This window comes from Streptomyces physcomitrii (genome assembly GCF_012273655.1).
Lineage (GTDB): Bacteria > Actinomycetota > Actinomycetes > Streptomycetales > Streptomycetaceae > Streptomyces > Streptomyces physcomitrii.
This window is the reverse complement of record NZ_JAAWWP010000011.1, coordinates 200219-222141: the sequence shown is the minus strand read 5'-3', so window position 1 is coordinate 222141 and position 21923 is coordinate 200219. Positions and strand designations below refer to the sequence as shown.

General features: G+C 71.9%; 21 protein-coding genes. 12 read left to right on the top strand and 9 right to left on the bottom strand.

The features are described from left to right. Positions 1-112: 112 nt before the first annotated feature. From moaC to galU, 3 genes are all read right to left on the bottom strand, one after another. Positions 113-628 (bottom strand): cyclic pyranopterin monophosphate synthase MoaC, encoded by a 516-nt coding sequence (gene moaC / locus HFV08_RS19300; RefSeq protein WP_168540971.1) that lies wholly within the window; start codon positions 626-628, stop codon positions 113-115. A 115-nt stretch (positions 629-743) separates the two neighbouring features. Next, the gene (gene glp / locus HFV08_RS19295) at positions 744-2189 is read right to left on the bottom strand and encodes a molybdotransferase-like divisome protein Glp (RefSeq protein WP_168540970.1); all 1446 of its coding nucleotides are present in this window, start codon (positions 2187-2189) and stop codon (positions 744-746) included. After that, positions 2071-2976, bottom strand: a complete 906-nt coding sequence (gene galU, locus HFV08_RS19290; protein WP_168540969.1) for a UTP--glucose-1-phosphate uridylyltransferase GalU — start codon at positions 2974-2976, stop codon at positions 2071-2073. The genes glp and galU overlap by 119 nt, the downstream gene beginning before the upstream one ends. 94 nt (positions 2977-3070) lie before the next feature. Between galU and HFV08_RS19285 the strand changes: the two genes are divergently transcribed. Then, positions 3071-3688, top strand: a complete 618-nt coding sequence (locus tag HFV08_RS19285) for a 5-formyltetrahydrofolate cyclo-ligase (RefSeq protein ID WP_246341874.1) — start codon at positions 3071-3073, stop codon at positions 3686-3688. A 23-nt stretch (positions 3689-3711) separates the two neighbouring features. Here HFV08_RS19285 and HFV08_RS19280 read toward each other — a convergent pair whose 3' ends face one another. Beyond that, positions 3712-6465 (bottom strand): penicillin acylase family protein, encoded by a 2754-nt coding sequence (locus HFV08_RS19280; RefSeq protein WP_168540967.1) that lies wholly within the window; start codon positions 6463-6465, stop codon positions 3712-3714. A 323-nt stretch (positions 6466-6788) separates the two neighbouring features. Between HFV08_RS19280 and HFV08_RS19275 the strand changes: the two genes are divergently transcribed. The 4 genes from HFV08_RS19275 (at position 6789) to HFV08_RS19260 (ending at position 11223) form a co-directional block, all read left to right on the top strand. Then, complete coding sequence (locus HFV08_RS19275; RefSeq protein WP_376770665.1) at positions 6789-8261, top strand: potassium/proton antiporter; 1473 nt, start codon at positions 6789-6791, stop codon at positions 8259-8261. Positions 8262-8547: 286 nt separating this feature from the next. Then, positions 8548-9828 (top strand): MFS transporter, encoded by a 1281-nt coding sequence (locus HFV08_RS19270; protein WP_168540966.1) that lies wholly within the window; start codon positions 8548-8550, stop codon positions 9826-9828. 67 nt (positions 9829-9895) lie between these two features. After that, positions 9896-10252: an FmdB family zinc ribbon protein gene (locus tag HFV08_RS19265; RefSeq protein ID WP_168540965.1), complete on the top strand. Its 357-nt coding sequence runs from the start codon at positions 9896-9898 to the stop codon at positions 10250-10252. 74 nt (positions 10253-10326) lie between these two features. After that, entirely contained in the window at positions 10327-11223 is an 897-nt protein-coding gene (locus tag HFV08_RS19260) for an S-methyl-5'-thioadenosine phosphorylase (RefSeq protein WP_168540964.1), read from the top strand. A 143-nt stretch (positions 11224-11366) separates the two neighbouring features. Here HFV08_RS19260 and HFV08_RS31740 read toward each other — a convergent pair whose 3' ends face one another. Further along, positions 11367-11612, bottom strand: coding sequence for a hypothetical protein (locus HFV08_RS31740; RefSeq protein WP_246341873.1), 246 nt, complete (start codon positions 11610-11612; stop codon positions 11367-11369). Between the two features lie 301 nt (positions 11613-11913). On the opposite strand from HFV08_RS31740, the gene HFV08_RS31735 reads away from it, so the two are divergent. Together HFV08_RS31735 and HFV08_RS19250 are read left to right on the top strand one after the other, a co-directional pair. Beyond that, positions 11914-12183 (top strand): hypothetical protein, encoded by a 270-nt coding sequence (locus HFV08_RS31735; RefSeq protein ID WP_246341872.1) that lies wholly within the window; start codon positions 11914-11916, stop codon positions 12181-12183. A 228-nt stretch (positions 12184-12411) separates the two neighbouring features. Further along, complete coding sequence (locus tag HFV08_RS19250) at positions 12412-12882, top strand: MscL family protein (protein ID WP_168541026.1); 471 nt, start codon at positions 12412-12414, stop codon at positions 12880-12882. A 50-nt stretch (positions 12883-12932) separates the two neighbouring features. On the opposite strand, the gene HFV08_RS19245 is transcribed toward HFV08_RS19250, so the two are convergent. Next, positions 12933-13112, bottom strand: a complete 180-nt coding sequence (locus HFV08_RS19245) for a hypothetical protein (protein ID WP_168540962.1) — start codon at positions 13110-13112, stop codon at positions 12933-12935. Between the two features lie 79 nt (positions 13113-13191). Between HFV08_RS19245 and HFV08_RS19240 the strand changes: the two genes are divergently transcribed. From HFV08_RS19240 to HFV08_RS19230, 3 genes are all read left to right on the top strand, one after another. Further along, positions 13192-14283, top strand: coding sequence for a P1 family peptidase (locus tag HFV08_RS19240; RefSeq protein WP_168540961.1), 1092 nt, complete (start codon positions 13192-13194; stop codon positions 14281-14283). Positions 14284-14810: 527 nt separating this feature from the next. Then, positions 14811-15986, top strand: a complete 1176-nt coding sequence (locus tag HFV08_RS19235; RefSeq protein WP_246341890.1) for a L,D-transpeptidase — start codon at positions 14811-14813, stop codon at positions 15984-15986. 183 nt (positions 15987-16169) lie between these two features. Then, positions 16170-16946, top strand: a complete 777-nt coding sequence (locus tag HFV08_RS19230) for a DUF6227 family protein (RefSeq protein ID WP_168540959.1) — start codon at positions 16170-16172, stop codon at positions 16944-16946. 102 nt (positions 16947-17048) lie between these two features. Here the strand turns inward: HFV08_RS19230 and HFV08_RS19225 are convergent, their stop codons facing one another. After that, positions 17049-18077 carry a sigma-70 family RNA polymerase sigma factor gene (locus tag HFV08_RS19225; RefSeq protein WP_168540958.1) on the bottom strand — a complete coding sequence of 343 codons (1029 nt, stop codon included), beginning with the start codon at positions 18075-18077 and terminating at the stop codon, positions 17049-17051. Between the two features lie 129 nt (positions 18078-18206). On the opposite strand from HFV08_RS19225, the gene HFV08_RS19220 reads away from it, so the two are divergent. Further along, on the top strand, positions 18207-18803 hold the full coding sequence (locus tag HFV08_RS19220) for a GNAT family N-acetyltransferase (protein WP_168540957.1): 597 nt from the start codon (positions 18207-18209) through the stop codon (positions 18801-18803). A 16-nt stretch (positions 18804-18819) separates the two neighbouring features. Here the strand turns inward: HFV08_RS19220 and HFV08_RS19215 are convergent, their stop codons facing one another. Further along, entirely contained in the window at positions 18820-19581 is a 762-nt protein-coding gene (locus tag HFV08_RS19215; RefSeq protein ID WP_168541025.1) for a dioxygenase family protein, read from the bottom strand. A gap of 189 nt (positions 19582-19770) precedes the next feature. Between HFV08_RS19215 and HFV08_RS19210 the strand changes: the two genes are divergently transcribed. Continuing rightward, positions 19771-20292: a MarR family winged helix-turn-helix transcriptional regulator gene (locus HFV08_RS19210; RefSeq protein WP_168540956.1), complete on the top strand. Its 522-nt coding sequence runs from the start codon at positions 19771-19773 to the stop codon at positions 20290-20292. Between the two features lie 46 nt (positions 20293-20338). Here the strand turns inward: HFV08_RS19210 and HFV08_RS19205 are convergent, their stop codons facing one another. After that, complete coding sequence (locus tag HFV08_RS19205) at positions 20339-21886, bottom strand: MFS transporter (protein ID WP_168540955.1); 1548 nt, start codon at positions 21884-21886, stop codon at positions 20339-20341. Positions 21887-21923: the final 37 nt, after the last annotated feature.

The window sequence follows — 21923 nt, the reverse complement described above, 5'->3', positions numbered from 1 at the left end:
GGGCCGGTGCCGTGCGGGGTGCGGTCACTCACCGGCGGGATACGGTCGCCCACCGACGGAGTGCGGTCGCTCACCGGCGGCGTGCGGTCGCCCGCCTGCGGCGTGTGGTCGGTCACCGGGGCTCCTCCGGGCGGTTCCAGTCGCCGGACTTGCCGCCGGTCTTCTCCTCCACCCGTACGTCGGTGATGACGGCGCCCTTGTCGACGGCCTTGACCATGTCGACCACGGTGAGCGCGGCGACCGAGACCGCGGTCAGCGCCTCCATCTCGACGCCGGTGCGGTCGGTGGTCCTGACCTCGGCGCGGATCTCCACGGCCGCCTCGGTGACCGCGAGGTCGAGGCGGACCTTGGACAGGGCGAGCGGGTGGCAGAGCGGGATGAGCTCGGGGGTGCGCTTGGCGCCCATGATCCCGGCGATGCGGGCGGTGGCGAGCGCGTCGCCCTTGGGGACGCCCTCGCCCCGCAGCAGCGCCACCACGGCGGGGGCGACCAGGACCCGGCCGCTGGCCCGGGCGGTGCGCGCGGTGACGTCCTTCTCCGAGACGTCGACCATGTGCGCGGCGCCCGCCTCGTCGAGATGGGTGAGGCGGTGCCGCTCGGGGCCGCTGCCCCGGTCCGTCGCTGTCATGTGCCCTGGCGCTCCCGGTCCGGGCCGCGCCGCCGCCGGTGGCTGACCGCCGCGTACGGGCCCTGTGTGCGCGACACGGTACCGCGCGCGGCACGGCCCGTACCGCGCGGGCGGTTCAGCCGAGCAGCAGCACCTCGACCTCGGCGCCCGGCTTCAGCCCGGTCGTCTCCTCCGGGACCACGATCAGGGCGTCGGCCTTGGCGAGCGCGGCCACCAGATGGGAACCGGAGCCGCCGACGGGCGTGACCTCGCCGCGCCGCGCGTCGTAGCGGCCGCGCAGGTACTGCCGCCTGCCCTCCGGCGAACCGAGCGGCTTCTTGCTGCGCAGCACGGCGCGGACGGACTCCCGGTGGATGTCCGCCACGCCCATCAGGGTGCGGATCGCGGGTCTGGCGAAGAGTTCGAAGGAGACGTACGAGGAGACCGGGTTGCCCGGCAGGGCGAGCAGCGGGGTGTGGTCGGGGCCGATGGAGCCGAAGCCCTGCGGTTTGCCGGGCTGCATGGCGAGCCGGCGGAACTCGACGCCGCTGCCGTCCTCCTCGGCGTCCCGGGTGGAGGAGAGCGCCTCCTTGACCACGTCGTAGGCGCCGACGCTGACCCCGCCGGTGGTGACCAGGAGATCGGCGCGGATGAGCTGGTCCTCGATGGTGGCGCGCAGGGTCTCGGGGTCGTCGGCGACCGCGCCGACCCGGTAGGCGATCGCGCCCGCCTCCCGGGCGGCGGCGGTCAGGGCGTAGGAGTTGGAGTCGTAGATCTGGCCGGGGCCGAGCGGGACGCCGGGCTGGACGAGTTCGCTTCCGGTGGAGAGCACCACGACGCGCGGGCGGGGGCGGACCCGGACGGTCTTCGTGCCGATCGCGGCGAGCAGGGCGATCTGCGGGGCGCCGAGCACGCTGCCGGCGCGCAGCGCCCGCTCCCCGGCGCGGACATCGCTGCCCGCCCTGCGGACGTGGGCGCCCTCGGGGGCCGGGCGGAAGACGCGGACCTCGCCGTCCGCGCCCCCGGCGGCGCCGGGCGGCATCGAGTCGACGGGGCCCTCGCCGAGCCCGCCGTCGGTCCACTCGACGGGGACCACGGTCTCGGCGCCGGGCGGCAGCGGGGCCCCGGTCATGATCCGGGCGGCCTGCCCGGGGCCCACGGTCAGCTCCGCGTGCTGCCCCGCCGCGACGTCGCCGATCACCTCCAGGGCGGCCGGGTACTCCCGGCCCGCCTCGGAGACGTCGGTGACCCGTACCGCGTACCCGTCCATCGCGCTGTTGTCGAAGGGGGGCAGCGAGACGTCGACCGGGACGTCCTCGACCAGGACGCAGCCCTGGGCGTCGAGCAGCTGGAGGTCGATGGGCTCCAGCGGACGGACGGTGGCGAGGATGTCGTCCAGGTGCTCGCCGACCGACCAGAGGTGGTCGGGGCCCGCGAGGCGCGTCGTGGTGCTGCTCAAGTGGTTACATCTCCTCGGTGACGTACCTGCGTAGCCAGGTCCTGAAGTCCGGTCCCAGGTCCTCACGTTCGCACGCGAGGCGGACAATGGCACGCAGGTAGTCTCCCCGGTCGCCGGTGTCATAGCGGCGGCCCTTGAAGACCACGCCGTGCACGGGGCCGCCGACCTTCTCGTCCTCGGCGAGCTGTTGGAGGGCGTCGGTGAGCTGGATCTCGCCGCCGCGGCCGGGCTCGGTCTTGCGCAGTATGTCGAAGACGGCGGGGTCGAGGACATAGCGGCCGATGATGGCGAAGTTGGACGGCGCGTCCGCCGGGTCGGGCTTCTCGACCAGGCCGGTCACCTTGACCACGTCGGACTCCCCGGTGGCCTCGACCGCCGCGCAGCCGTACATGTGGATCTGCTGGGGGTCGACCTCCATCAGGGCGACGACGGTGCCGCCGCGCTGCTCCTGGATGTCGGTCATCCGGGCGAGCAGCGGGTCGCGCGGGTCGATCAGGTCGTCGCCGAGCAGGACGGCGAAAGGCTCGTGGCCGACGTGGGGGGCGGCGCACAGGACGGCATGACCGAGTCCGCGGGGGTCACCCTGGCGTACGTAGTGCATCGTGGCGAGATCGCTGGATTCCTGGACCCTGCTGAGCCGGGTCCGGTCGCCCTTCTTTGTCAGGGCTTCTTCCAGTTCGTAATTGCGGTCGAAATGATCCTCAAGGGGGCGCTTGTTGCGTCCGGTGACCATGAGAACGTCGTCGAGACCGGCGGCGACGGCCTCCTCCACCACGTACTGAATAGCCGGCTTGTCCACAACCGGCAGCATTTCCTTGGGAGTTGCCTTGGTCGCGGGCAGGAACCTGGTGCCCAGTCCCGCCGCCGGAATGACAGCCTTGGTGATCCTGGTGTGGGGGTGCTCAGTCATGTCCGCCACCTTAACCGCTGCCCTGGCACAGAATGTGAGGGTCCGGTTAATTCAGCTGCGTATGCCCACCTTCGGAAAGGTTTGTGAGCAATCCATGAATGCAGCCCCGCGCGGGACCGACTCTGGCAAGCGAATGTTGCGGCGAGAGTTCCTGTCCGTGAGAAACCGGTTGACGGAAGATGACGTCCAGGAAAAGGCCGCGCAGTTCGCCGCCCGGGCGGCGGACCTTCCCGCGCTCTGCCAGGTTTCCACCGTGGCCGCCTACGTGTCCATGGGTACGGAGCCGGGCACCGGCGCCCTGCTCGACTGGCTGCGCGGGCGCGGCACCCGGGTGCTGCTGCCGGTGCTGCTCGCCGACAACGACCTGTCCTGGGGCGAGTACACCGGCCCCGGCTCGCTGGCCACGGTGCGGCACCCGGGCCGGATGGCGCTGCGCGAACCGGCCGGGCCCCCGCTCGGCACCGGGGCGGTGCTCGCCGCGGACACCGTGCTGCTGCCGGGCCTGGCCGTGGACCACGCGGGCATCCGCCTGGGCCGCGGGGGCGGCAGCTACGACCGGGTCCTGGCCCGGCTCGCCCGCGCGGGCGCGGACCCCGCCCTGGTGGTCCTGGTGTACGAGGGCGAGGTCGTCGAGGCGCTGCCGCACGAGCCCCACGACCAGCCGGTGCACGCCGCCCTGACCCCGGCGGCGGTGCACCGCTTCGCCATCTGAACTCCCCCGGCCGCGGCGGGTGTTCAGGGTTTGAGGACCAGGGTGTCCTTGGCCGCCTTCTTCACCGCGCGCTCCGAGAACTCCCAGGTGAACAGCTCGCCCTTGGCCCAGGCGTCGGTCTGGTCCGTGTAGTGGTCGCTGTAGGCGTGCCCGGAGGCGCCGGTGAGGTTGATCCACTTCGACTTGTCGAGGTCGTCGAGGTTGACCACCATCCGCATCGAGGGCACCCAGACCACGCCGTAGCCGTTCGCGGCGTTCCAGCCGGTGGCGTTGACCGCGGCCTCGCCGCCGCCGAGGTCCCAAGGGCCGCGGTTCAGCAGGAACTTGACCAGTCCCGGGCCCTCCTTGCCGAGCGTCTGGTTCTTCAGCTCCAGCTTGTGCAGGCGGCCCCAGCTCCAGGTGTCGACGTCCTTGCCGAGCTTGGCCGTCAGGTCCCAGCGGGCGTCCTCCATGGCCCGGGCGAAGAGCTGGTCGCGGGTCTCGGTGGCCTTGTCGGTACGGCTGGCGGGGGTCTTCCACCAGTCGCTCTTCTCGTCGTCGAACAGCCGCCGCACCACCTCGGACCAGCGGTCGCCGCCGTCCGGCTGGGCGGAGGTGTCGTCCCGCTCGCCGCACTCGCGGACCAGGCGGTCCTCGTCGGCGGGGCCGGTGTTGTCCGCGGGCTCCACGCTCAGGCACTGGCCCTCGACGCGGACCTCCTTCGGGAGCTTGTTGCCGAAGGCGAGCTTGAGGATGTTGCGCCAGACCGCGTTGAAGTAGGCGGCCGCACCCGAGTCCGGGTCCTGGGTGTAGTCCCAGCCCTCCAGGAGCTTCTGCGCCTGGCGGACGTAGGAGTCCGAGATGTCGATCTTCAGCAGCTCGGGGGTGAGCAGCTTGGCGATCTCGCTGCTGTTGTCCGTCTGCATGAGGCGCATGTCCTCGGTGGAGATCTTGCCGCCGTTCCTGGTCTTCTGCCGGATCAGGTCGTCGATGCGCTGACTGCGGGTGCCGTAGCCCCAGTCGGTGGTCAGCGTGTACGGGTACTTCTCGTCGACGACGGCCTGGTTCGCGGCCACGATGTAGCCGCGCTCGGGGTTGAACTCGTAAGGCAGCTCGTCCTGTTGGATCCAGCGGTCCCAGCGGTAGGCGGGATCCCAGCCGGGCGCGGGCAGCGAGCCGTCGCCCTTGGCGCGCACCGGGATGCGGCCGGGCGCCTGGTAGCCGATGTTGCCCTCGGTGTCGGCGTAGACGAGGTTCTGCGAGGGCACCTCGAAGAGCTTGGCCGCGCTGCGGAACTCCTGCCAGCTCTGCGCCTTGTCGAAGGCGAAGACGGCGTCCATGGTGCGGCCGGGGCTGAGCGCGGTCCACTTCAGGGAGATGCCGTAGCCCGCGCCGCGGTCGGGGGCGGCCGCGTCCACATCGGCCTTTCTGCCGACCTCGCGCAGCTCGTCGCTGCGGTCGGAGATCAGCGGGCCGTTGTTCGTCTCGCGCACCGTGATGGTCTTGTCGGGGCCGTCGGCGACCTCGATGGTCTCCTTGCGGGTGGTGAACGGCCGCGTCTTGCCGTCGTACGTGTAGCCGTCGCCGCTGAACTTCTCCAGGTACAGGTCGCTGACGTCGGCGCCGAGGTTGGTCACGCCCCAGGAGATCTTCTGGTTGTGGCCGACGACCACGCCGGGCATGCCCGCGAAGGTGTAACCCGAGACGTCGTACTGGCAGTTCTCGGAGATGCCCCGGCAGTGCAGCCCCATCTGGTACCAGACCGAGGGCAGCGAGGGCGCCAGGTGCGGGTCGTTGGCGAGCAGCGGCTTGCCGGTGATGGTGTGCTTGCCGCCCACCACCCAGGAGTTGGAGCCGATGCCGTTGCCGTTCGGGCCGAAGACCGCGGGGACCTCGTCGAGGGCGTCGGACAGCCGCGAGAGCTGGCCGGTGAGTCCGCCGGGCGCCGTGGTGCCGCCCGCGAGGCCGCTGCCCGCGGTGCCGCCCGTCCCGCCGGAGCCGCCGGAGGAGGCGGGCTCACGGGACTCGTAGCTCTTGGTGAGCTCGTCGTAACCGCCCTCGCGTACGACGGGCTTGTGCTCCTCGTACGGGTAGGGCGGGTAGAGGTCCTCGATCTGGCCGGGGCCGAGGCGGCTGGTCATCAGGGCGCGGTCGATCTCGTCCTGCATATTGGCCCGCAGGTCCCAGGCCATCGCCTTCAGCCAGGCGACCGAGTCGACCGGGGTCCACTTCTTCGGGGTGTACTCGTGGGCGAAGCCCAGGGCGGCGTACTCCAGGGAGAGTTCCTTGCCGTCCTTGCCGTCGAGGTAGGCGTTGACGCCCTTCGCGTAGGCCTGGAGGTACTTCTTGGTGGAGGCCGAGAGCTTGGTGTCGTACTCCTGCTGCGCGACGCGGTGCCAGCCGAGGGTGCGCAGGAACTCGTCGGTCTTGACCTGGCCCTTGCCGAACATCTCCGAGAGGCGCCCGGAGGTGGTGTGCCGGCGCACGTCCATCTCCCAGAAGCGGTCCTGGGCCTGGACGAAGCCCTGGGCCATGAAAAGGTCCTCGTCGGAGGAGGCGTACACCTGCGGGATGCCGTGCCCGTCGCGCCGTACGTCCACCGGGCCCGCCAGGCCCTTGAGTTGGAGGGAGCCCTTGGTCTGGGGCAGCGAGGCGCGCACGGCGTCCACGCTCCAGTAGGCCCCGTAGCCGATGCCCGCGACCAGGGCCAGGACCAGGACGATCACGAGGAGCCGCGCGCGGCGCCCCTTCTTCTTGCCGGGCTGGCGACCGGAAGGGGCGTTGGTGTGTGCAGGCATCGCTGTCCTTGCTGTCCTTCGCGAAGCGGCGAGCTGTCGAGACGGCCGGCTCGCAGAACCGAGGGGGCTCGGTTCGCGGCGGCCTGAAGAGCGCTGGAGCAACCATAGGCGCACAGTTGAAGAGCCCAGGACGCGGTATCTGCCAGCGGATCGCGCCCAGTTGTTCGCTCAGAGCCGAAGCCCGTCAAGAAAGCGTCAATGATTAGGTAAGGTAACGAAGTAACAGGCCCCCGCTGCCGGACACATGTCCGGACAAGACAACAGAAAGGGACCGGCCCCTGACTGTCCACGAGCTCAACGAAATCCTGCTCGTCTGCTCCCTGGTGCTGCTCTTCGCCGTCACGGCGGTACGGCTCTCCTCCCGCAGCGGGCTCCCCAGCCTGCTCGTCTACCTCGGCATCGGCGTGCTGATGGGGCAGGACGGCATCGGCAACATCGACTTCAACAACGCCGAGTTGACCCAGGTCATCGGATATGCCGCCCTTGTGGTGATTCTGGCCGAGGGCGGTCTCGGCACCAAATGGCGTGAAATCAAGCCCGCGTTGCCCGCCGCCGTGATGCTCTCGCTCGCGGGAGTCGCCGTGAGCGTGGGTGTCACGGCGGCAGGAGCGCACTATCTGGTCGGCCTCGAATGGCGCCCGGCGCTGATCATCGGCGCCGTGGTCTCCTCCACCGACGCGGCGGCCGTCTTCTCCGTGCTGCGCAAGGTCCCGCTGCCCTCCCGCATCACCGGAATCCTGGAGGCCGAGTCCGGCTTCAACGACGCCCCCGTGGTCATCCTCGTCGTCGCCTTCTCGCACTCGGGACCGATAGAGCACTGGTACACCCTGCTCGGCGAGATCACCCTGGAGCTGGCGATCGGCGCCGCGATCGGCCTCGCCGTCGGCTGGCTCGGCGCCTACGGGCTGCGCCATGTCGCCCTGCCCGCCTCCGGCCTCTACCCCATCGCCGTGATGGCCATCGCGGTGACCGCCTACGCGGCCGGGGCGCTCGCCCACGGCAGCGGCTTCCTCGCGGTCTACCTGGCCTCGGTGATCCTCGGCAACGCCCGCCTGCCGCACTTCCCGGCCACCCGCGGCTTCGCCGAGGGCCTCGGCTGGATCGCCCAGATCGGCATGTTCGTCCTGCTCGGACTCCTGGTCACCCCGCACGACATGGCGGACGACATCTGGCCCGCGCTCGTCATCGGGCTGGTCCTGACCATGATCGCCCGCCCGGTCGAAGTGATGCTGAGCCTGCTGCCGTTCAGGATGCCCTGGCAGGAGAAGGCGCTGATCTCCTGGGCCGGACTGCGCGGCGCCGTCCCCATCATCCTGGCCACCATCCCGATGGTCGGCGGCGTCGAGGACAGCACCCGCATCTTCAACATCGTCTTCGTCCTGGTCGTCGTCTACACCCTCATCCAGGGCCCGACCCTGCCCTGGGTCGCCCGCCGCCTCGGCCTCGGCACCCGGGACGCCGCCTCCGACCTCGGCATCGAATCCGCCCCGCTGGAGCGGCTGCGCGGCCACCTGCTGTCCGTGGCGGTGCCCGAGAGCTCCCGGATGCACGGCGTGGAGATCGGCGAACTGCGGCTGCCCGCCGGGGCCGCGGTCACCCTGGTCGTCCGCGACGGCAGCTCCTTCGTCCCCACCCCGACGACCATGCTGCGCCACGGCGACGAACTCCTCGTCGTCGCCACCGACCCGGTCCGCGACGCCGCCGAACGCCGGCTGCGCGCGGTCGGCCGCGGCGGCAAGCTCGCCGGATGGCTCGGCACGGACGGCGGCGACAGCAAGGACCCGGGCGGCCGGTGAACCGGGGCCCGGCCGCCGGGCCCCGGGAGGAACCGGCCGCCACCGTCGCCTTCGTCACCTTCGCCGCTCGGCGGGTAAAACCCCTGTGAACCGCTTGTAAGATGGACGCGCACTTGATCGTCACCACCTCTGCCTGACGCAGAGCTGGCGCGACCGTATGGCGGCCGCGGCGTCCTGGGCGGTGTCCGGCACCCCCGAGCGGACCCCGGTAACTACCGCAGATCCGCGCAAGAGGACAGCTCTCGGCGCGCACCGGCGCGCTACCAGGCGGCAGAAAGGCACGGCCGTGGCAACCACGGTCACCTCCGCCCGTCCCGGATACGGGCCCCTGCTGCGCACCCCCGGCGCCTGGACATTCCTGCTCCCCGGCTTCGCCGCCCGCCAGCCCTTCGCGATGCTGACCCTCTCGATCGTCCTGCTGGTGCGGCACACCACCGGCTCCTACGGGACCGCGGGCGCCGTGGCCGCCGTCACCGGGGTCGCGATGGCCCTGTGCGCCCCGCTCGGCGGGCGGCTCGCCGACCGGCTCGGCCAGCGCCGCGTCCTGCTGCCCGGGGTGGCCCTGCACACCGCGGCCGCCCTGACGCTCACCCTGCTCGCGCTCGCCCACGCCCCCGCCTGGGCCCTGTTCGCCGCGGCGGTGCCCACCGGCGCCTCGGTCCCGCAGATCGGCCCCATGGTGCGCGCCCGCTGGGCCCGGATCCTGCGCGACTCCCCGCTGCTGCCGACCGCGACCGCCTTCGAATCGGTCACCGACGAACTCACCTTCGTCCTCGGCCCCTTGCTCGCCACCGCCCTGTGCACCGCGGTCGACCCGGCCGCCGGACTGCTCGCCGAGGCGGGCCTGACCCTCCTCGGCGGCCTGCTCTTCGCCGCCCGGCGCGGCACCGAGCCCCGCCCCGCCGGGGACCGCGCGAAGAACGCCCAGGAAGCGCCGGCCCGGCACGTCTCGGCGCTGCGGACACCCGGGGTACGCGCCCTGGTGGCCGCCTTCCTCGGCATCGGCACCGTCTTCGGCGGTATGCAGGTCTCCCTCGCCGCCTTCACCGAGTCGATCGGCGAACCCGGCCTGAACGGCGTCCTCTACGGGATCTTCGCCGCGGGCAACATGCTCTCCGGCCTGGCCTGCGGGGCGATCGCCTGGAAGCGGGCACCCCGGCACCGGCTGCTCACCGGCTACGCGGCGCTCGCCCTCGCCGCCTCCGGACTGTGGGCCGCGCACTCGGCGCCGCTGCTCGCCGGGCTCGGCCTCCTCGTCGGGGTGTGCATCGCGCCCTCGATCATCACCGGCTACATCCTGGTCGAGCGGCTGGTGCCCGGCGCCGCCCGCACCGAGGCCTTCACCTGGCTGACCGGCGCGGTCGCCCTCGGCCAGGCCGCCGCGGTGACGGTGGCCGGGCTCCTGGAGGACCGCCTCGGCCAGGGCACCGGCTTCCTGGTCCCGCTCGGCGGCACCCTGCTCGCCCTGACCGTGCTGCTCGGCCTGCGCGCGCACCTGGTCCCGCCCCCGGTCGCGCGCACCGCCGCGCGTGGGATCCCTCACCCCGTGCCCGTGGCAGTGGACTGATCCCTCGGAATACGTCACTATGGACTGTCGTTAGCACTCATTGAGTGAGAGTGCCAGGAGGAAGCACGTGCCGACCTACCAGTACCAGTGCACCGAGTGCGGCGAGGGCCTCGAGGCGGTGCAGAAGTTCACCGACGACGCCCTCACCGAGTGCCCGAGCTGCCAGGGACGCCTGAAGAAGGTGTTCTCCGCGGTCGGCATCGTCTTCAAGGGCTCCGGTTTCTACCGCAACGACAGCCGCGGCTCCTCGTCGAGCAGCTCCCCGGCGTCGAAGCCCGCCGCGGACAGCGGCGCCAAGTCCGCGGACTCCGCCGCGTCGAGCGGTTCCTCCTCGTCGGGCTCCTCGGGCGGTTCCTCGGGCAGCGGCTCCACGAGCACCTCGGGCGCGAGCTCCAGCAGCACCTCCACCGCGGGCGCCGCCTGACCCTGCCGCCGCCCCTTCGCGGCGGCACCGCCCGGCCCTGCTGAACCGCGGCCGGCCCCGCTAATCTGCGGGGCATGGCGAACAAGGCGAACACAGACGCGACGACCTCGGTCCCCTCCTCCCCTGCCGCCGGGCAGCCGGAGCGGGCCGAGGTCGGTGTCATCGGCGGCTCCGGCTTCTACTCCTTCCTCGAGGACGTGACCGAGGTCCAGGTGGACACCCCCTACGGTCCGCCCAGCGACTCCCTCTTCCTCGGCGAGATCTCCGGCCGCCGGGTCGCTTTCCTGCCCCGCCACGGCCGCGGCCACCACCTCCCCCCGCACCGCATCAACTACCGCGCCAACCTCTGGGCCCTGCGCAGCCTCGGGGTGCGCCAGGTCCTCGGCCCCTGCGCGGTGGGTGGCCTCCGCCCGGAGTACGGCGTGGGGACGCTGCTCGTACCGGACCAGTTCGTGGACCGTACGAAGGCGCGGGCCCAGTCCTACTTCGACGGCGTCCCGCGCGCCGACGGCAGCACCCCCAACGTGGTGCACGTCTCGCTCGCCGACCCCTACTGCCCCGACGGCCGCAAGGCCGCGCTGGTGGCCGCACAGGGCCGCGGCTGGGAGGCGGTGGACGGCGGCACCCTGGTCGTCGTGGAGGGCCCGCGCTTCTCCACCCGCGCCGAGTCCCGGTGGCATGCCGCCCAGGGCTGGTCGGTGGTCGGCATGACCGGCCACCCGGAGGCCGCCCTCGCCCGCGAACTGGAACTCTGCTACACCTCGTTGACCCTGGTCACCGACCTGGACGCGGGTGCCGAGACCGGCGAGGGCGTCTCCCACGCCGAGGTCATGCGCGTCTTCGCCGCCAACGTCGACCGCCTCCGCGAGGTCCTCTTCGACGCCGTGGCCGCCCTGCCCGCCACCGAGGACCGCGCCTGCCTGTGCGCGGGGGCGCTCGGGGGGTGGGAGACGGGGATCGCGCTGCCTTGAGGGGGCGCGGTGCCTTGAGGGGACGACGCCCTTGAGGCCTTGAGGCCTTGAGGCCTTGAGGCCTTGAGGCCTTGAGAAGAGGGTGGCGGAACTGCCCCTTCGGGTGAGGGAGTTGTCCACATCCGCGGAGTTGTCCACAGGGCTCAGCGGGTTCGGGCGATCTGCCGCAAGGTGGGGACCCAGGCAATCCCTTCCCGCGAGCGGTGGTTCCCCATGTCCGCGTTCTTCCCCTCTTCTGCTCCCTCCCCTTCTCCTTCCGCCCCTCTTGTCCCCTCTCCCTCGTCCCCTTCCTCTCCCTCTTCCTCGGGTATCCCGCACTCTTCGACGTGCTCTTCGACGCGTTCGTCGGCGTACGGCAGCGCGCCCGCGTCCGGTGCCGTGCCGTCCACCAGTGCGGTGCCGCCGTTCGCCCCGCTGCGGGTTCGCGGCGGGAGGCTCCGGGTCCCCGGTCCGGTGCGGCAGAAGCGCAGGACGGCACTGGCGGCGGGGCTCGCCCTGGCCGCGGCGGCTCTGGTGGCCAACAGCCGCTCCTTGCAGGGCAGTTCGGGGGGAAGTTCCGGCGAGGGGCGGGGCGCTCCGGTGACTGGAAGTGGGGGCGGCGCGGCCCCGCGTACGGGCTCGGGCGGCGGGGCCGGGCGGGGGCGCGGGCAGCCGCCCGGACGGGATCATCCGGGCGGTGAGTACGTCCGGGTGCCGGTGCGCCTGGGCGATCCGGAGACGGTGCGGCTGCTGCGGCGCGGTGACCGGGTCGACGTCATCGCCGCGGACCGGGAGGGCGAGGCGCGGGTGCTCGTCTCCGGGGCCCGGGTCTGGCGGGACCCGGGCGGCGCGTCCGGTAGCGATGCGGCGGGCGCCGAGGAGGCCGGGGGCGCCCTGGTGGTGCTGTCTGTGCCGCGGCGAACGGCGGTCCGGCTGGCGGGCGCCGGGACGCGTTCGGAACTGGCCGTGACCCTGTGGTGACACGTGTCAACCATGAGGGAGGAAGTTTGCCGCAAAGCCACCCTCTCGTGTTATCCAGAGGTGCACATTGGTCCGGTTGGCGGAGCGCCCGCGTAAGTTGCCGTTCCGCTTGTCCCCACCCGGACACAGCAGATTCGTACTCAGCAGAAGCGCACACAGCAGAAGAAGGGCCCCGAAGTGAGTCAGAACAACGGGCCGGGCGTCTGGGAGGGCTTCAAGGCCTTCCTGATGCGCGGGAATGTCATCGACCTCGCGGTGGCGGTCGTCATCGGCGCCGCGTTCACCAACATCGTGAACGCCGTGGTGAAGGGTGTCATCAACCCGCTGGTCGGTGCCTTCGGCACCTCGGACCTGGAGAAGTACAGCTCCTGCCTCAAGGGCTCCTGCGAGACCCGCAAGGACGGGACGGTCGACGGCATCCAGATCCTCTGGGGATCCGTCCTCAGCTCCACGCTGAGCTTCGTGATCACCGCGGCCGTCGTCTACTTCCTGATGGTCATGCCGATGGCGAAGTACCTGGCCCGGCAGGCGGCCCGCAAGGCGGAGAAGGAAGGCATCCAGGAGACCCTGGAGGTCAGCGAGCTGGAGGTGCTCAAGGAGATCCGCGACGCGCTGGTCGCCCAACGCGGCGAGGGCGGCACGGCTCCCGGCTCCACTCCGCCCGGCCCGAACCCTGGGCCCGGTACCAACCCGGTCTGACGCGAACCTCCCCGGCGCGAAGTCCCGCGCCCCTCGGGAGGGATGCCCCCTCAGAGGTGGTGCGGCGGCTTCTCGTCGAGGAAGCGGGCCAGATCGGCGGCGCTGCCGCCGCCCGAGGGCCGCTCGCCCCACCCCTGGTCCGTATCGTCCGAGGACTGCCGGGTCAGCGGATCGTCGAAGACCAGCGCGTCCTGCGGATCACGCGGTTCGGGGGCGGGGGCGGCACTCATGCCTCCAGGGTACGTCCGGTCCGCCCCCGCACGGCCGTCAGCGCCCTGCCGCCGCCGGCCCGCGTGATACCCATGCCCCATGACAGGAGCCCCCCAGCCCTCCGGACCCCGGCAGCCCCTCCCCCGGGGCACCGCGCCCCGCCCCGCCGACGCCCTGACCGACGTGCCGGGCCTGCGGGTGGGCCACGCGACCCTGCGCGGCGCCTCGGCTCTCACCGGCACCACCGTCGTCCTCGCCCCCCAGGGCGGAATGACCGCGGCGGTCGACGTCCGCGGCGGCGGTCCCGGCACCAAGGAGACCGACGCCCTCGACCCCCGCAATGTCGTGCAGCGCATCGACGCCGTGGTCCTCACCGGCGGCAGCGCGTACGGCCTCGACGCGGCGAGCGGCGTGCTGGCCTGGCTGGAGGAGCAGCACCGGGGCGTCCGGGTGGGCCCCGATCCGGCGCACGTCGTCCCCGTGGTCCCGGCGGCCTGCGTCTTCGACCTGGGCCGGGGCGGCGACTTCCGGGCCCGTCCGGACGCCGCGACCGGCCGGGCCGCGGTGGAGGCGGCCGCGGCCTCCGCGCCGGGCGCACCGGTGGCGGCGGGTGCGGTGGGCGCGGGTACCGGCGCGGTGGTGGGACAGCTCAAGGGCGGTGTCGGTACGGCCAGTTGCGTACTGCCGAGCGGGGCCACGGTGGCGGCGCTGGTGGTGGCGAACGCCGCGGGCTCGGCGCTCGATCCGGAAACCGGGGTGCTGTACGGGGAGTTCTTCCAGGGCCGGGTGAGCCCGCCGCCCGGCGAGGTGCACGAGGCGGCGCGGCACAGGCTGGCCGAGGCCGCCGCCCGGAACAGCACTCCCCCGCTGAACACCACGCTCGCCGTGGTCGCCACGGACGCCCGGCTGAGCCGCGCGCAGGCGCAGAAGGTGGCCGGCACCGCGCATGACGGCATCGCGCGGGCCGTGCGTCCCGTGCATCTGCTCAACGACGGCGACACGGTCTTCGCCCTGGCGACGGGTGCCCGGCCCTTGGCGGAGGAGGATCCGCTGGCGCTCAACGAAGTCCTCGCCGCGGGGGCGGACATGGTGACGCGCGCGATCGTGCACGCCCTGCGCACCGCCGAGTCGGTCGAGACCTCCGCGGGAAGCTACCTCTCCTACGGCGAGTTGTACGGCGCCGGCCGCTGACTCCCCGTCTCCCGCGACGAGAAGCCGCGGAACTCCCGACCGCCCCGCCCCACCGCGCACCCGGGCGCCCCGCCCGGCCCGCGCCCGGACTCCTCGCCGCCCCGGGCCCGCAGCCACCGCCGACCGCGTCCGAACTCACTGCCGCCCCGGGCCCGGACCCGCCCCAGCCCCCACCTCGTCACGTGCTCGCGACACCTGTCACAGGGCTGTGACGTACGGGTCGATTCCGGACGGAACCTTTCGGCGGTCTTCGGGCTCCTATCGAACAGAAGGCTGGGCAGCGAAGCCACACGGGGGAACGCGCGAGCGCGCGGACCCGCAGCGGAGCGACTCGGACAGCAGACACGCGTACAACTCACAGGGACGCCGAAGGCGCGTACCCGGTGGGGAGCACGCGCCTCATGAACCACAGGGAGCCACCCGTGATCACGCCGGACAGCAGCGGTCGACCGCAGACCCCGACCCCCCTGGACCGCGGTGCGCGCGCCGCCGGGTCCGGACGCCGGGGGCGTGCCGCGCGCCGCTCCATGGCGGCCTGCGCCGTGCTCGCGGCCGGGGCCCTCGCGCTGACCGCCTGCGAGGGCGACGCGAAGGGCGACAACGGCAAGGGCGGCGAGGAGTCCGGGCACGCGCGGATCACCATCTCGGCGAAGGACGGTTCGACGGGCGCCTCCATCAACGCGACCGGGGTCGAGGTCGAGGCCGGCAAGCTGACCGAGGTCACCATGACCGAGGTGGCCGGGGGTACCGAGGTGCCGGGCAGGATCACCGGGGACGGCGCCGCCTGGAAGCCCGCCGAGCAGTTGGAGCGGGGCACCAAGTACAAGATCTCCGCGAACGCGAAGGGCTCCGACGGCGAACCCGCCGCCGCCAACGCGATCTTCACCACGGTGTCCTCGGCGAACAGCTTCATCGGCAGCTTCACCCCGGACGGCGGGGCGAAGGTCGGCGTGGGCATGCCGGTCTCCTTCACCTTCGACAAGGCGATCACCGAACGCGCGGACGTGCAGAAGCACATCACGGTCACCGCCAGCAGCGGGCAGAAGGTGGTGGGCCACTGGTTCGGCTCCCAGCGCCTCGACTTCCGGCCGGAGAAGTTCTGGAAGTCCGGCTCCAAGGTGACGATGCGCATCGGCCTGGACGGCGTGAAGGGCGCGAACGGCCTGTACGGCGTGCAGGACAAGACGGTCACCTTCACCATCGGGCGCTCGCAGGTCTCCACGGTCGACGTGAAGACCCAGACCATGACGGTGGTACGGGACGGCCAGGTCCTGAAGAAGGTGCCGATCTCCTCGGGCAGCGCCCAGAACCCCACGTACAACGGCCAGATGGTGATAGCGGAGAAGTTCGAGAAGACGCGGATGGACGGCTCCTCGGTGGGCTTCGGCGGGGAGTACGACATCCCGGATGTGCCGCACGCGATGCGCCTGTCGACGAGCGGCACCTTCATCCACGGCAACTACTGGTACAACCAGGGGAATCCACCGTTCGGCAGCCAGGGCACCAGCCACGGCTGCGTGGGGCTGCGGGACGCGCGGGGCGGCGGCGCGGCGACGGACGGCAAGTGGTTCTTCGACCAGTCGCTCGTCGGCGACGTGGTGACGGTGCGGAACTCCCCGGACAAGACCGTGGCCCCCGACAACGGCCTCAACGGCTGGAACATGAGCTGGAGCGAGTGGGTGGCGGGCAGCGCCACCGACTGAGCCGCCCCGGCGAACCGCCTGTTCAGGAAGGTGCGCCCGCCCCGTTCGGCCCGCTGAGGCGGGGCGGGCGGGGCGGCGGTTTTTCGCCGGTGGCTGTTCTTTTCCCACAGCCCTGGCACGGCGCCTTTCGAGGGGCTACGGTATGCACCCACGAGGTGACATGCAGCAACGCCGGGAGAGACCTTGAGCGTTCCGTACGGGCCCGATGAGGCAGCGGACGAACCACCCCAGGCGCCCAGTCCCTGCACTCCGCAGGAGCAGTTGGCGCGACTGCTCGCGCGCGCCCTGAACTCCTTCGAACTGCCCGAGGAGACCGTGCGCAGCGTCGAGGGTGCGCTCGCCCACGACAGCGCGCTGCAGTCCGCGTACCACAGCGCGAGCCTGCACCACGAGACCTACCGGCACACCTGGCTGCTCGCCGACGGCGGCACCCTGACGCTGTGGGAGCTGAGCCACCACACCCTGCCGCCGGGCGTCCTCGGCGGCTCCGCGCACTGCGAGCTGTACACCGATCCCGAGGAGTGGCGGACGGCCCAGGCCCGGCTGGTGCCGACTCCGGGCATGCCGTACTTCGAACTGCCGCAGCCCGAGGGCGCCCTGCCCGCGATCCCGGGGCCCCGGCCGACGTACGCGCTGGACAACTCCCCCGACCACGCGCGCCGCTTACTGCGCCGCGCGGAGAACCAGGACCGCCCCGGGCCCGCCACCGCCCGGCTGCTGAGCATGGCCTGCGGCCACCGGATCACCCAGAGCTTCGGCCGGTCCCTGCCCGCCAACGAGAAGGCGGGGCGCAGCTTCTCGCTCTACGAGCACGCCTTCCTGCTGTGCGACGGCAGCGAGGTCAGCCTCTGGGAGGTCGAGCACACCGCGACCGAGGACGGCCGCCATATGTGCGAGGTCTACCTCAGCGCCCGCGCCGCGGCCGAGGCCATGCGGCGCCGCGCCTCCCGGGTGCGCTGAACTCCCGGCCGCCCCGGGACGGACCGGGGCAGGAGGGAGCCCCGACGCCTGGGGGGGGAGTAGGCGCCGGGGCTCGTCTGTGGTGGCGGCCGCCGGGGGCGGTCAGGCCGCCGCGTCGAAGCCGGTGTCGCGCGCCAGCTTCTTGAGTTCGAGCAGTGCGTGCTTCTCGATCTGGCGGATGCGCTCCCGGGTGAGGCCGTGCTGCTTGCCGACCTCGGTGAGGGTGCGCTCGCGGCCGTCCTCGATTCCGTACCGCATCTTGATGATGGACGCCGTGCGCTGGTCGAGCCGGCCGATGAGGTCGTCCAGCTCCTCGCTGCGCAGCAGGGTCATCACGGAGGTCTCCGGGGAGACCGCGGAGGTGTCCTCCAGGAGGTCGCCGAACTGGGTCTCGCCGTCGTCGTCCACGGACATGTTGAGCGAGACCGGGTCGCGCGCCCAGTCGAGCACATCGGTGACGCGCTCGGGCGTGGAGCCCAGCTCCGCCGCGATCTCCGCGGGCTCCGGCTCCCGGCCCTGCTCGCGGTTGAACTCCCGCTGCACCCTGCGGATCCGGCCCAGCTCCTCCACCAGGTGGACGGGCAGCCGGATGGTCCGCGACTGGTCCGCGATGGAGCGGGTGATGGCCTGGCGGATCCACCAGGTCGCGTACGTGGAGAATTTGAAGCCCTTGCGGTAGTCGAACTTCTCGACGGCACGCACCAGGCCGGCGTTGCCCTCCTGGATCAGGTCGAGCAGGGGCAGGCCGCTGCGGGGATAGCGCCGGGCGACGGCGACGACCAGGCGGAGGTTGGAGCGGATGAAGACGTCCTTGGCCCGCTCGCCCTCGGCGACGAGCGCCTGGAGCTCCTCGTGGGAGGCGGACTTCTTGCCCCGGCCCGCGCTCTTGGCGTCGACCTCGCCGTCGAGTATCTGCTGCGCGAAGACACCCGCCTCGATGATCTGGGACAGCTCGACCTCTCTGGCGGCGTCGAGCAGCGGGGTCCGCGCGATCTCGTCGAGGTACATGCCGACCAGGTCGCGGTCGGCGATCTCGCCGCCTGCGGCGCGAACACTGTGTGCCGTGTCGGCCTCTGCCCGGGACGAGGTCCCGGCAGTGGTCTGACGACGGGCGACGGCACGGGTTGCCATGCGTGCTCCCTTGCTCTGGTGCGGTCAGCTGTCTGATGGAAACAACGACTGGAATCAGGACAGAATTCCCCAGACACCCCCTCGATTTGATGATCTTGCAGTACCCTGTGCGGCCGAAAGGGAGGGCCGATGGCACTCAACCCCTCAGAGGTGCAGGTCAGAGCGGGAGTCGAGGCCGATCTGCCGACGCTCACCGACATCTACAACCACTACGTACGGGAGACCGCCGTCACCTTCGACACCCGGGTCTTCACCCCCGGTGAGCGGCGCGACTGGCTGCTCTCCCACCCGCAGGACGGCCCGCACCGCCTCCTGGTCGCCCAGGACTCCGGCCCGGCACCCCTGTCCGGCGCACCGATCGCCTGCCCCGAAGGTGCGCCGCGCATTCTCGGTTACGCCACATCGAGTGCCTACCGCTCCCGGCCCGCCTACGCGACCTCGGTGGAGGTGAGCGTCTACCTGGCCCCCGGCTCCGGCGGCCGCGGCATCGGAAGCCGCCTGTACGAGGCGCTGTTCGCCGCCCTGGAGGGCGAGGACGTGCACCGCGCGTACGCGGCGGTCGCCTCCGCGTCACGGCCGGCCGGAGGCGAGGGCAGCAACACCGCCTCGCTGCGCCTGCACCGGCGCTTCGGCTTCCGCCACCTCGGCACCTATCACGAGGTCGGCCGCAAGTTCGGCGCCTGGTGGGACGTGGACTGGTACGAGAAGGAGCTGGGCGGCGCCTGACCCGGCAGGGACCCGCCTACCCGAACTGCACCGACCGCTTGGCGAGCCCCAGCCAGAATCCGTCGATCACGCTGCGCTGGGAGCCGAGTTCACCGAAGGCCTCCGCCGCGCCCAGCGTCACGAACAGCGGCGCGAAGTGCTCCGTACGCGGATGCGCGAGCTGCCCGGCGGGGGCGGTGTGCCGGAAGTCGAGGAGCGCGTCCACGTCGGCCGCCGCGAGCGCGCGGTGGCCCCAATCGTCGAACTCCGTGGACCAGGAAGGGATTCCCCGGTGCCGCAGCGCGGCGAGGTTGTGGGTGAAGAAGCCGCTGCCGACCAGGAGGACGCCCTCCTCGCGCAGCGGGGCGAGCCGCCGGCCGATCTCCATCAGGCGCCCCGGTTCCAGGGTGGGCAGCGAGATCTGGAGCACGGGGATGTCGGCGTCCGGATACATCTCGACCAGCGGGACATAGGCGCCGTGGTCGAGGCCGCGCTCCGGCACGTCCTGCACGGGGGTGCCGCTGCCGCCGAGCAGGGCCCGTACCGCGGCGGCGAGTCGGGGCGCGCCGGGCGCCTCGTAGCGGACCCGGTAGTAGTGCGGGGCGAAGCCGGTGAAGTCGTGGACGAGCGGGCGGGTCACGGTGGCGCCGAGGGCGAGCGGGGACTCCTCCCAGTGCGCCGAGACCATCAGGATCGCCTTGGGGCGCGGCAGCCGCGCCGCCCAGTCGGCGAGCTGGCCGGGCCACAGCGGGTCGTCGGCGAGCGGCGGCGCGCCATGGCTGAGGTAGAGCGCCGGCATCCGCTCCGCCGTACCGGCCGGACTTCCCCCTGCCACCATGGCGCACCCTCCAGGTTCTTCGGCCTCGATCGCCGTACTCGGCTGTCGCACCCGGCCGACACCTTGATAGTTTAACTCTCAAGCAATGACTTTCCCACCGTACGCACATTCAGTACAAAGTTCAATAAACCATTTCGTACAGTGGTGCCCATGGACCCCGCATCCGCACCGGCACCCGCGCCCGGACCCGAGCCGCGCTGGCTCGACGACTCCGAACGGCACCTCTGGCTCACCTATCTGCAGGCCACGACCCTCCTGGAGGACCATCTCGACCGGCAGCTCCAACGCGACGCCGGGATGCCGCACCTCTACTACGCGATACTCGTGCACCTCTCCCAGGCTCCCCGGCGGCGGCTGCGGATGACCCAGCTGGCGAAGAATCTCAAGATCACCCGTTCCCGGCTCTCGCACGCCGCGGCCCGGCTGGAGCAGCGCGGCTGGATGGTCCGGGAGGACTGCCCCTCCGACAAGCGCGGGCAGTTCGCGGTGCTGAGCGAGGACGGCCGGGAGGTGCTGCGCCGGTCCGCCCCCGGGCATGTGGGCGCCGTACGGCAGGCGCTCTTCGACCGGCTCAGCCCCGGACAGCAGAAGTCCCTCGGCGAGATCATGGAGATCATCGCCGAGGGACTCCAGCCGGACGAGGCGGACGCGGACCTGCCCTGGCTCCGCTGACCCGCCTCGCCCACCGTGCGCGGGCCCTACCGCGCGCGGGCGCCGCTCAGTGCGCGACGACGGGGATCTTCACCTCGTCCTCGACGCCGTCCCCGGTGGTCGTGGCGGCCTGCGGGACACCGGCGTTGACGAAGGTCGCCGCGATCAGCGAGGCCGCGAGCAGGATGCCCACCGCGACCCAGATCGCCGTGGTGTAGCCGCTGACCAGTCCGTCCAGCTGCATCAGCTCCTGGGCGGGCCGGTTCCGCGGCGTCGAGGCGAGGTGGTCCTTGACGTACGAGGTGGTCGCGGAGGCGGCGATGGTGTTCAGGAGCGCGGTGCCGATGGCGCCGCCCACCTGCTGAGAGGTGTTGACCATCGCGGAGGCGACACCGGAGTCACGCGGCTCCACCCCGTGCGTGGCCAGCGACATCGCGGGCATGAAGGCGGTACCCATGCCGAGGCCGAGCAGCAGCTGACCGGGCAGCAGCAGCGAGGCGTAGGAGGAACCGACCTCCAGCTGCGTCAGGATCAGCATGCCGAGGGCGGCGACCAGGAAGCCGGGGCCCATCAGCAGGCGCGGCGGGATCCGGGTCATCAGGCGGGCGCCGATCTGCGTGGAGCCCGTGATCATGCCGGCGATCATCGGCAGGAAGGCGAAGCCGGTCTTGACCGGCGAGTACCCCTTCACGACCTGCAGGTAGTAGGTGAGGAAGAGGAACAGGCCGAACATTCCGATGATGGCGAGGCCCAGCGAGAGGTAGATCCCGCCGCGGTTGCGCTCGGTCAGGACGCGCAGCGGCAGCAGCGGCGCCTTCACCCGGGACTCGACCAGGATGAACAGGGCGAGCAGCGCCGCCGAGGCGACGAACAGGCCGAGGGTGACCGAGTCGGTCCAGCCGTCGGACTCGGCGCGGGTGAAGCCGTAGACGAGCGAGACCAGGCCGAGGGTGGACAGGACCACGCCGGGCACGTCGAGCGGCGAGCGGTTGCGGCTGCCCGCGGGGTCGCTGATGACGAAGTAGGCGCCGATCGCGGCGACCACCGCGAACGGGATGTTCACGAAGAAGGTCCAGCGCCAGTCCAGGTACTCGGTGAGGAAACCGCCGAGGATCAGGCCGACGGCGCCACCGCCACCGGCGATCGCCCCGTAGATGCCGAAGGCCTTGGCGCGCTCCTTGGCGTCGGTGAACATCACCGCGAGCAGCGAGAGCGCGGCCGGGGCGAGCAGCGCGCCGAAGACACCCTGCAGGGCGCGGGCGCCGAGCATCATCGCCTCGCCCTGCGCCGCACCGCCGATCGCGGAGGCGGCGGCGAAGCCGATCAGTCCGGTGACGAAGGTGCGCTTGCGGCCCCAGAGGTCGGCGATACGGCCGCCGAAGAGGAGCAGTCCGCCGAAGGCCAGCGCGTACGCCGTGATGACCCACTGGCGGTTGCCGTCGGAGATGCCGAGGTCCTGCTGGGCCGAGGGCAGCGCGATGTTCACGATGGTCGCGTCGAGGACCACCATGAGCTGCGCGAGGGCGATGAAGACGAGCGCCTTCCAGCGCTTCGGATCGGGAAGGGGTCCGGGGGCCGAGCCCGCGGAGGCCGGGGAGGCGTGGGTGTGGGACATGACGGAATCCACCTGTTGGTACGAGTCGGTACGGAAT

Bases quoted from the DNA above. Each gene is read 5' to 3' on its own strand.
- moaC (WP_168540971.1), bottom strand. From the start codon at position 628: ATGACAGCGACGGACCGGGGCAGCGGCCCCGAGCGGCACCGCCTCACC.
- glp (WP_168540970.1), bottom strand. From the start codon at position 2,189: ATGACACCGGCGACCGGGGAGACTACCTGCGTGCCATTGTCCGCCTCG.
- galU (WP_168540969.1), bottom strand. From the start codon at position 2,976: ATGACTGAGCACCCCCACACCAGGATCACCAAGGCTGTCATTCCGGCG.
- HFV08_RS19285 (WP_246341874.1), top strand. From the start codon at position 3,071: ATGAATGCAGCCCCGCGCGGGACCGACTCTGGCAAGCGAATGTTGCGG.
- HFV08_RS19280 (WP_168540967.1), bottom strand. From the start codon at position 6,465: ATGCCTGCACACACCAACGCCCCTTCCGGTCGCCAGCCCGGCAAGAAG.
- HFV08_RS19260 (WP_168540964.1), top strand. From the start codon at position 10,327: ATGGCGAACAAGGCGAACACAGACGCGACGACCTCGGTCCCCTCCTCC.
- HFV08_RS19250 (WP_168541026.1), top strand. From the start codon at position 12,412: ATGCGCGGGAATGTCATCGACCTCGCGGTGGCGGTCGTCATCGGCGCC.
- HFV08_RS19245 (WP_168540962.1), bottom strand. From the start codon at position 13,112: ATGAGTGCCGCCCCCGCCCCCGAACCGCGTGATCCGCAGGACGCGCTG.
- HFV08_RS19240 (WP_168540961.1), top strand. From the start codon at position 13,192: ATGACAGGAGCCCCCCAGCCCTCCGGACCCCGGCAGCCCCTCCCCCGG.
- HFV08_RS19235 (WP_246341890.1), top strand. From the start codon at position 14,811: ATGGCGGCCTGCGCCGTGCTCGCGGCCGGGGCCCTCGCGCTGACCGCC.
- HFV08_RS19225 (WP_168540958.1), bottom strand. From the start codon at position 18,077: ATGGCAACCCGTGCCGTCGCCCGTCGTCAGACCACTGCCGGGACCTCG.
- HFV08_RS19220 (WP_168540957.1), top strand. From the start codon at position 18,207: ATGGCACTCAACCCCTCAGAGGTGCAGGTCAGAGCGGGAGTCGAGGCC.
- HFV08_RS19215 (WP_168541025.1), bottom strand. From the start codon at position 19,581: ATGCCGGCGCTCTACCTCAGCCATGGCGCGCCGCCGCTCGCCGACGAC.
- HFV08_RS19210 (WP_168540956.1), top strand. From the start codon at position 19,771: ATGGACCCCGCATCCGCACCGGCACCCGCGCCCGGACCCGAGCCGCGC.
- HFV08_RS19205 (WP_168540955.1), bottom strand. From the start codon at position 21,886: ATGTCCCACACCCACGCCTCCCCGGCCTCCGCGGGCTCGGCCCCCGGA.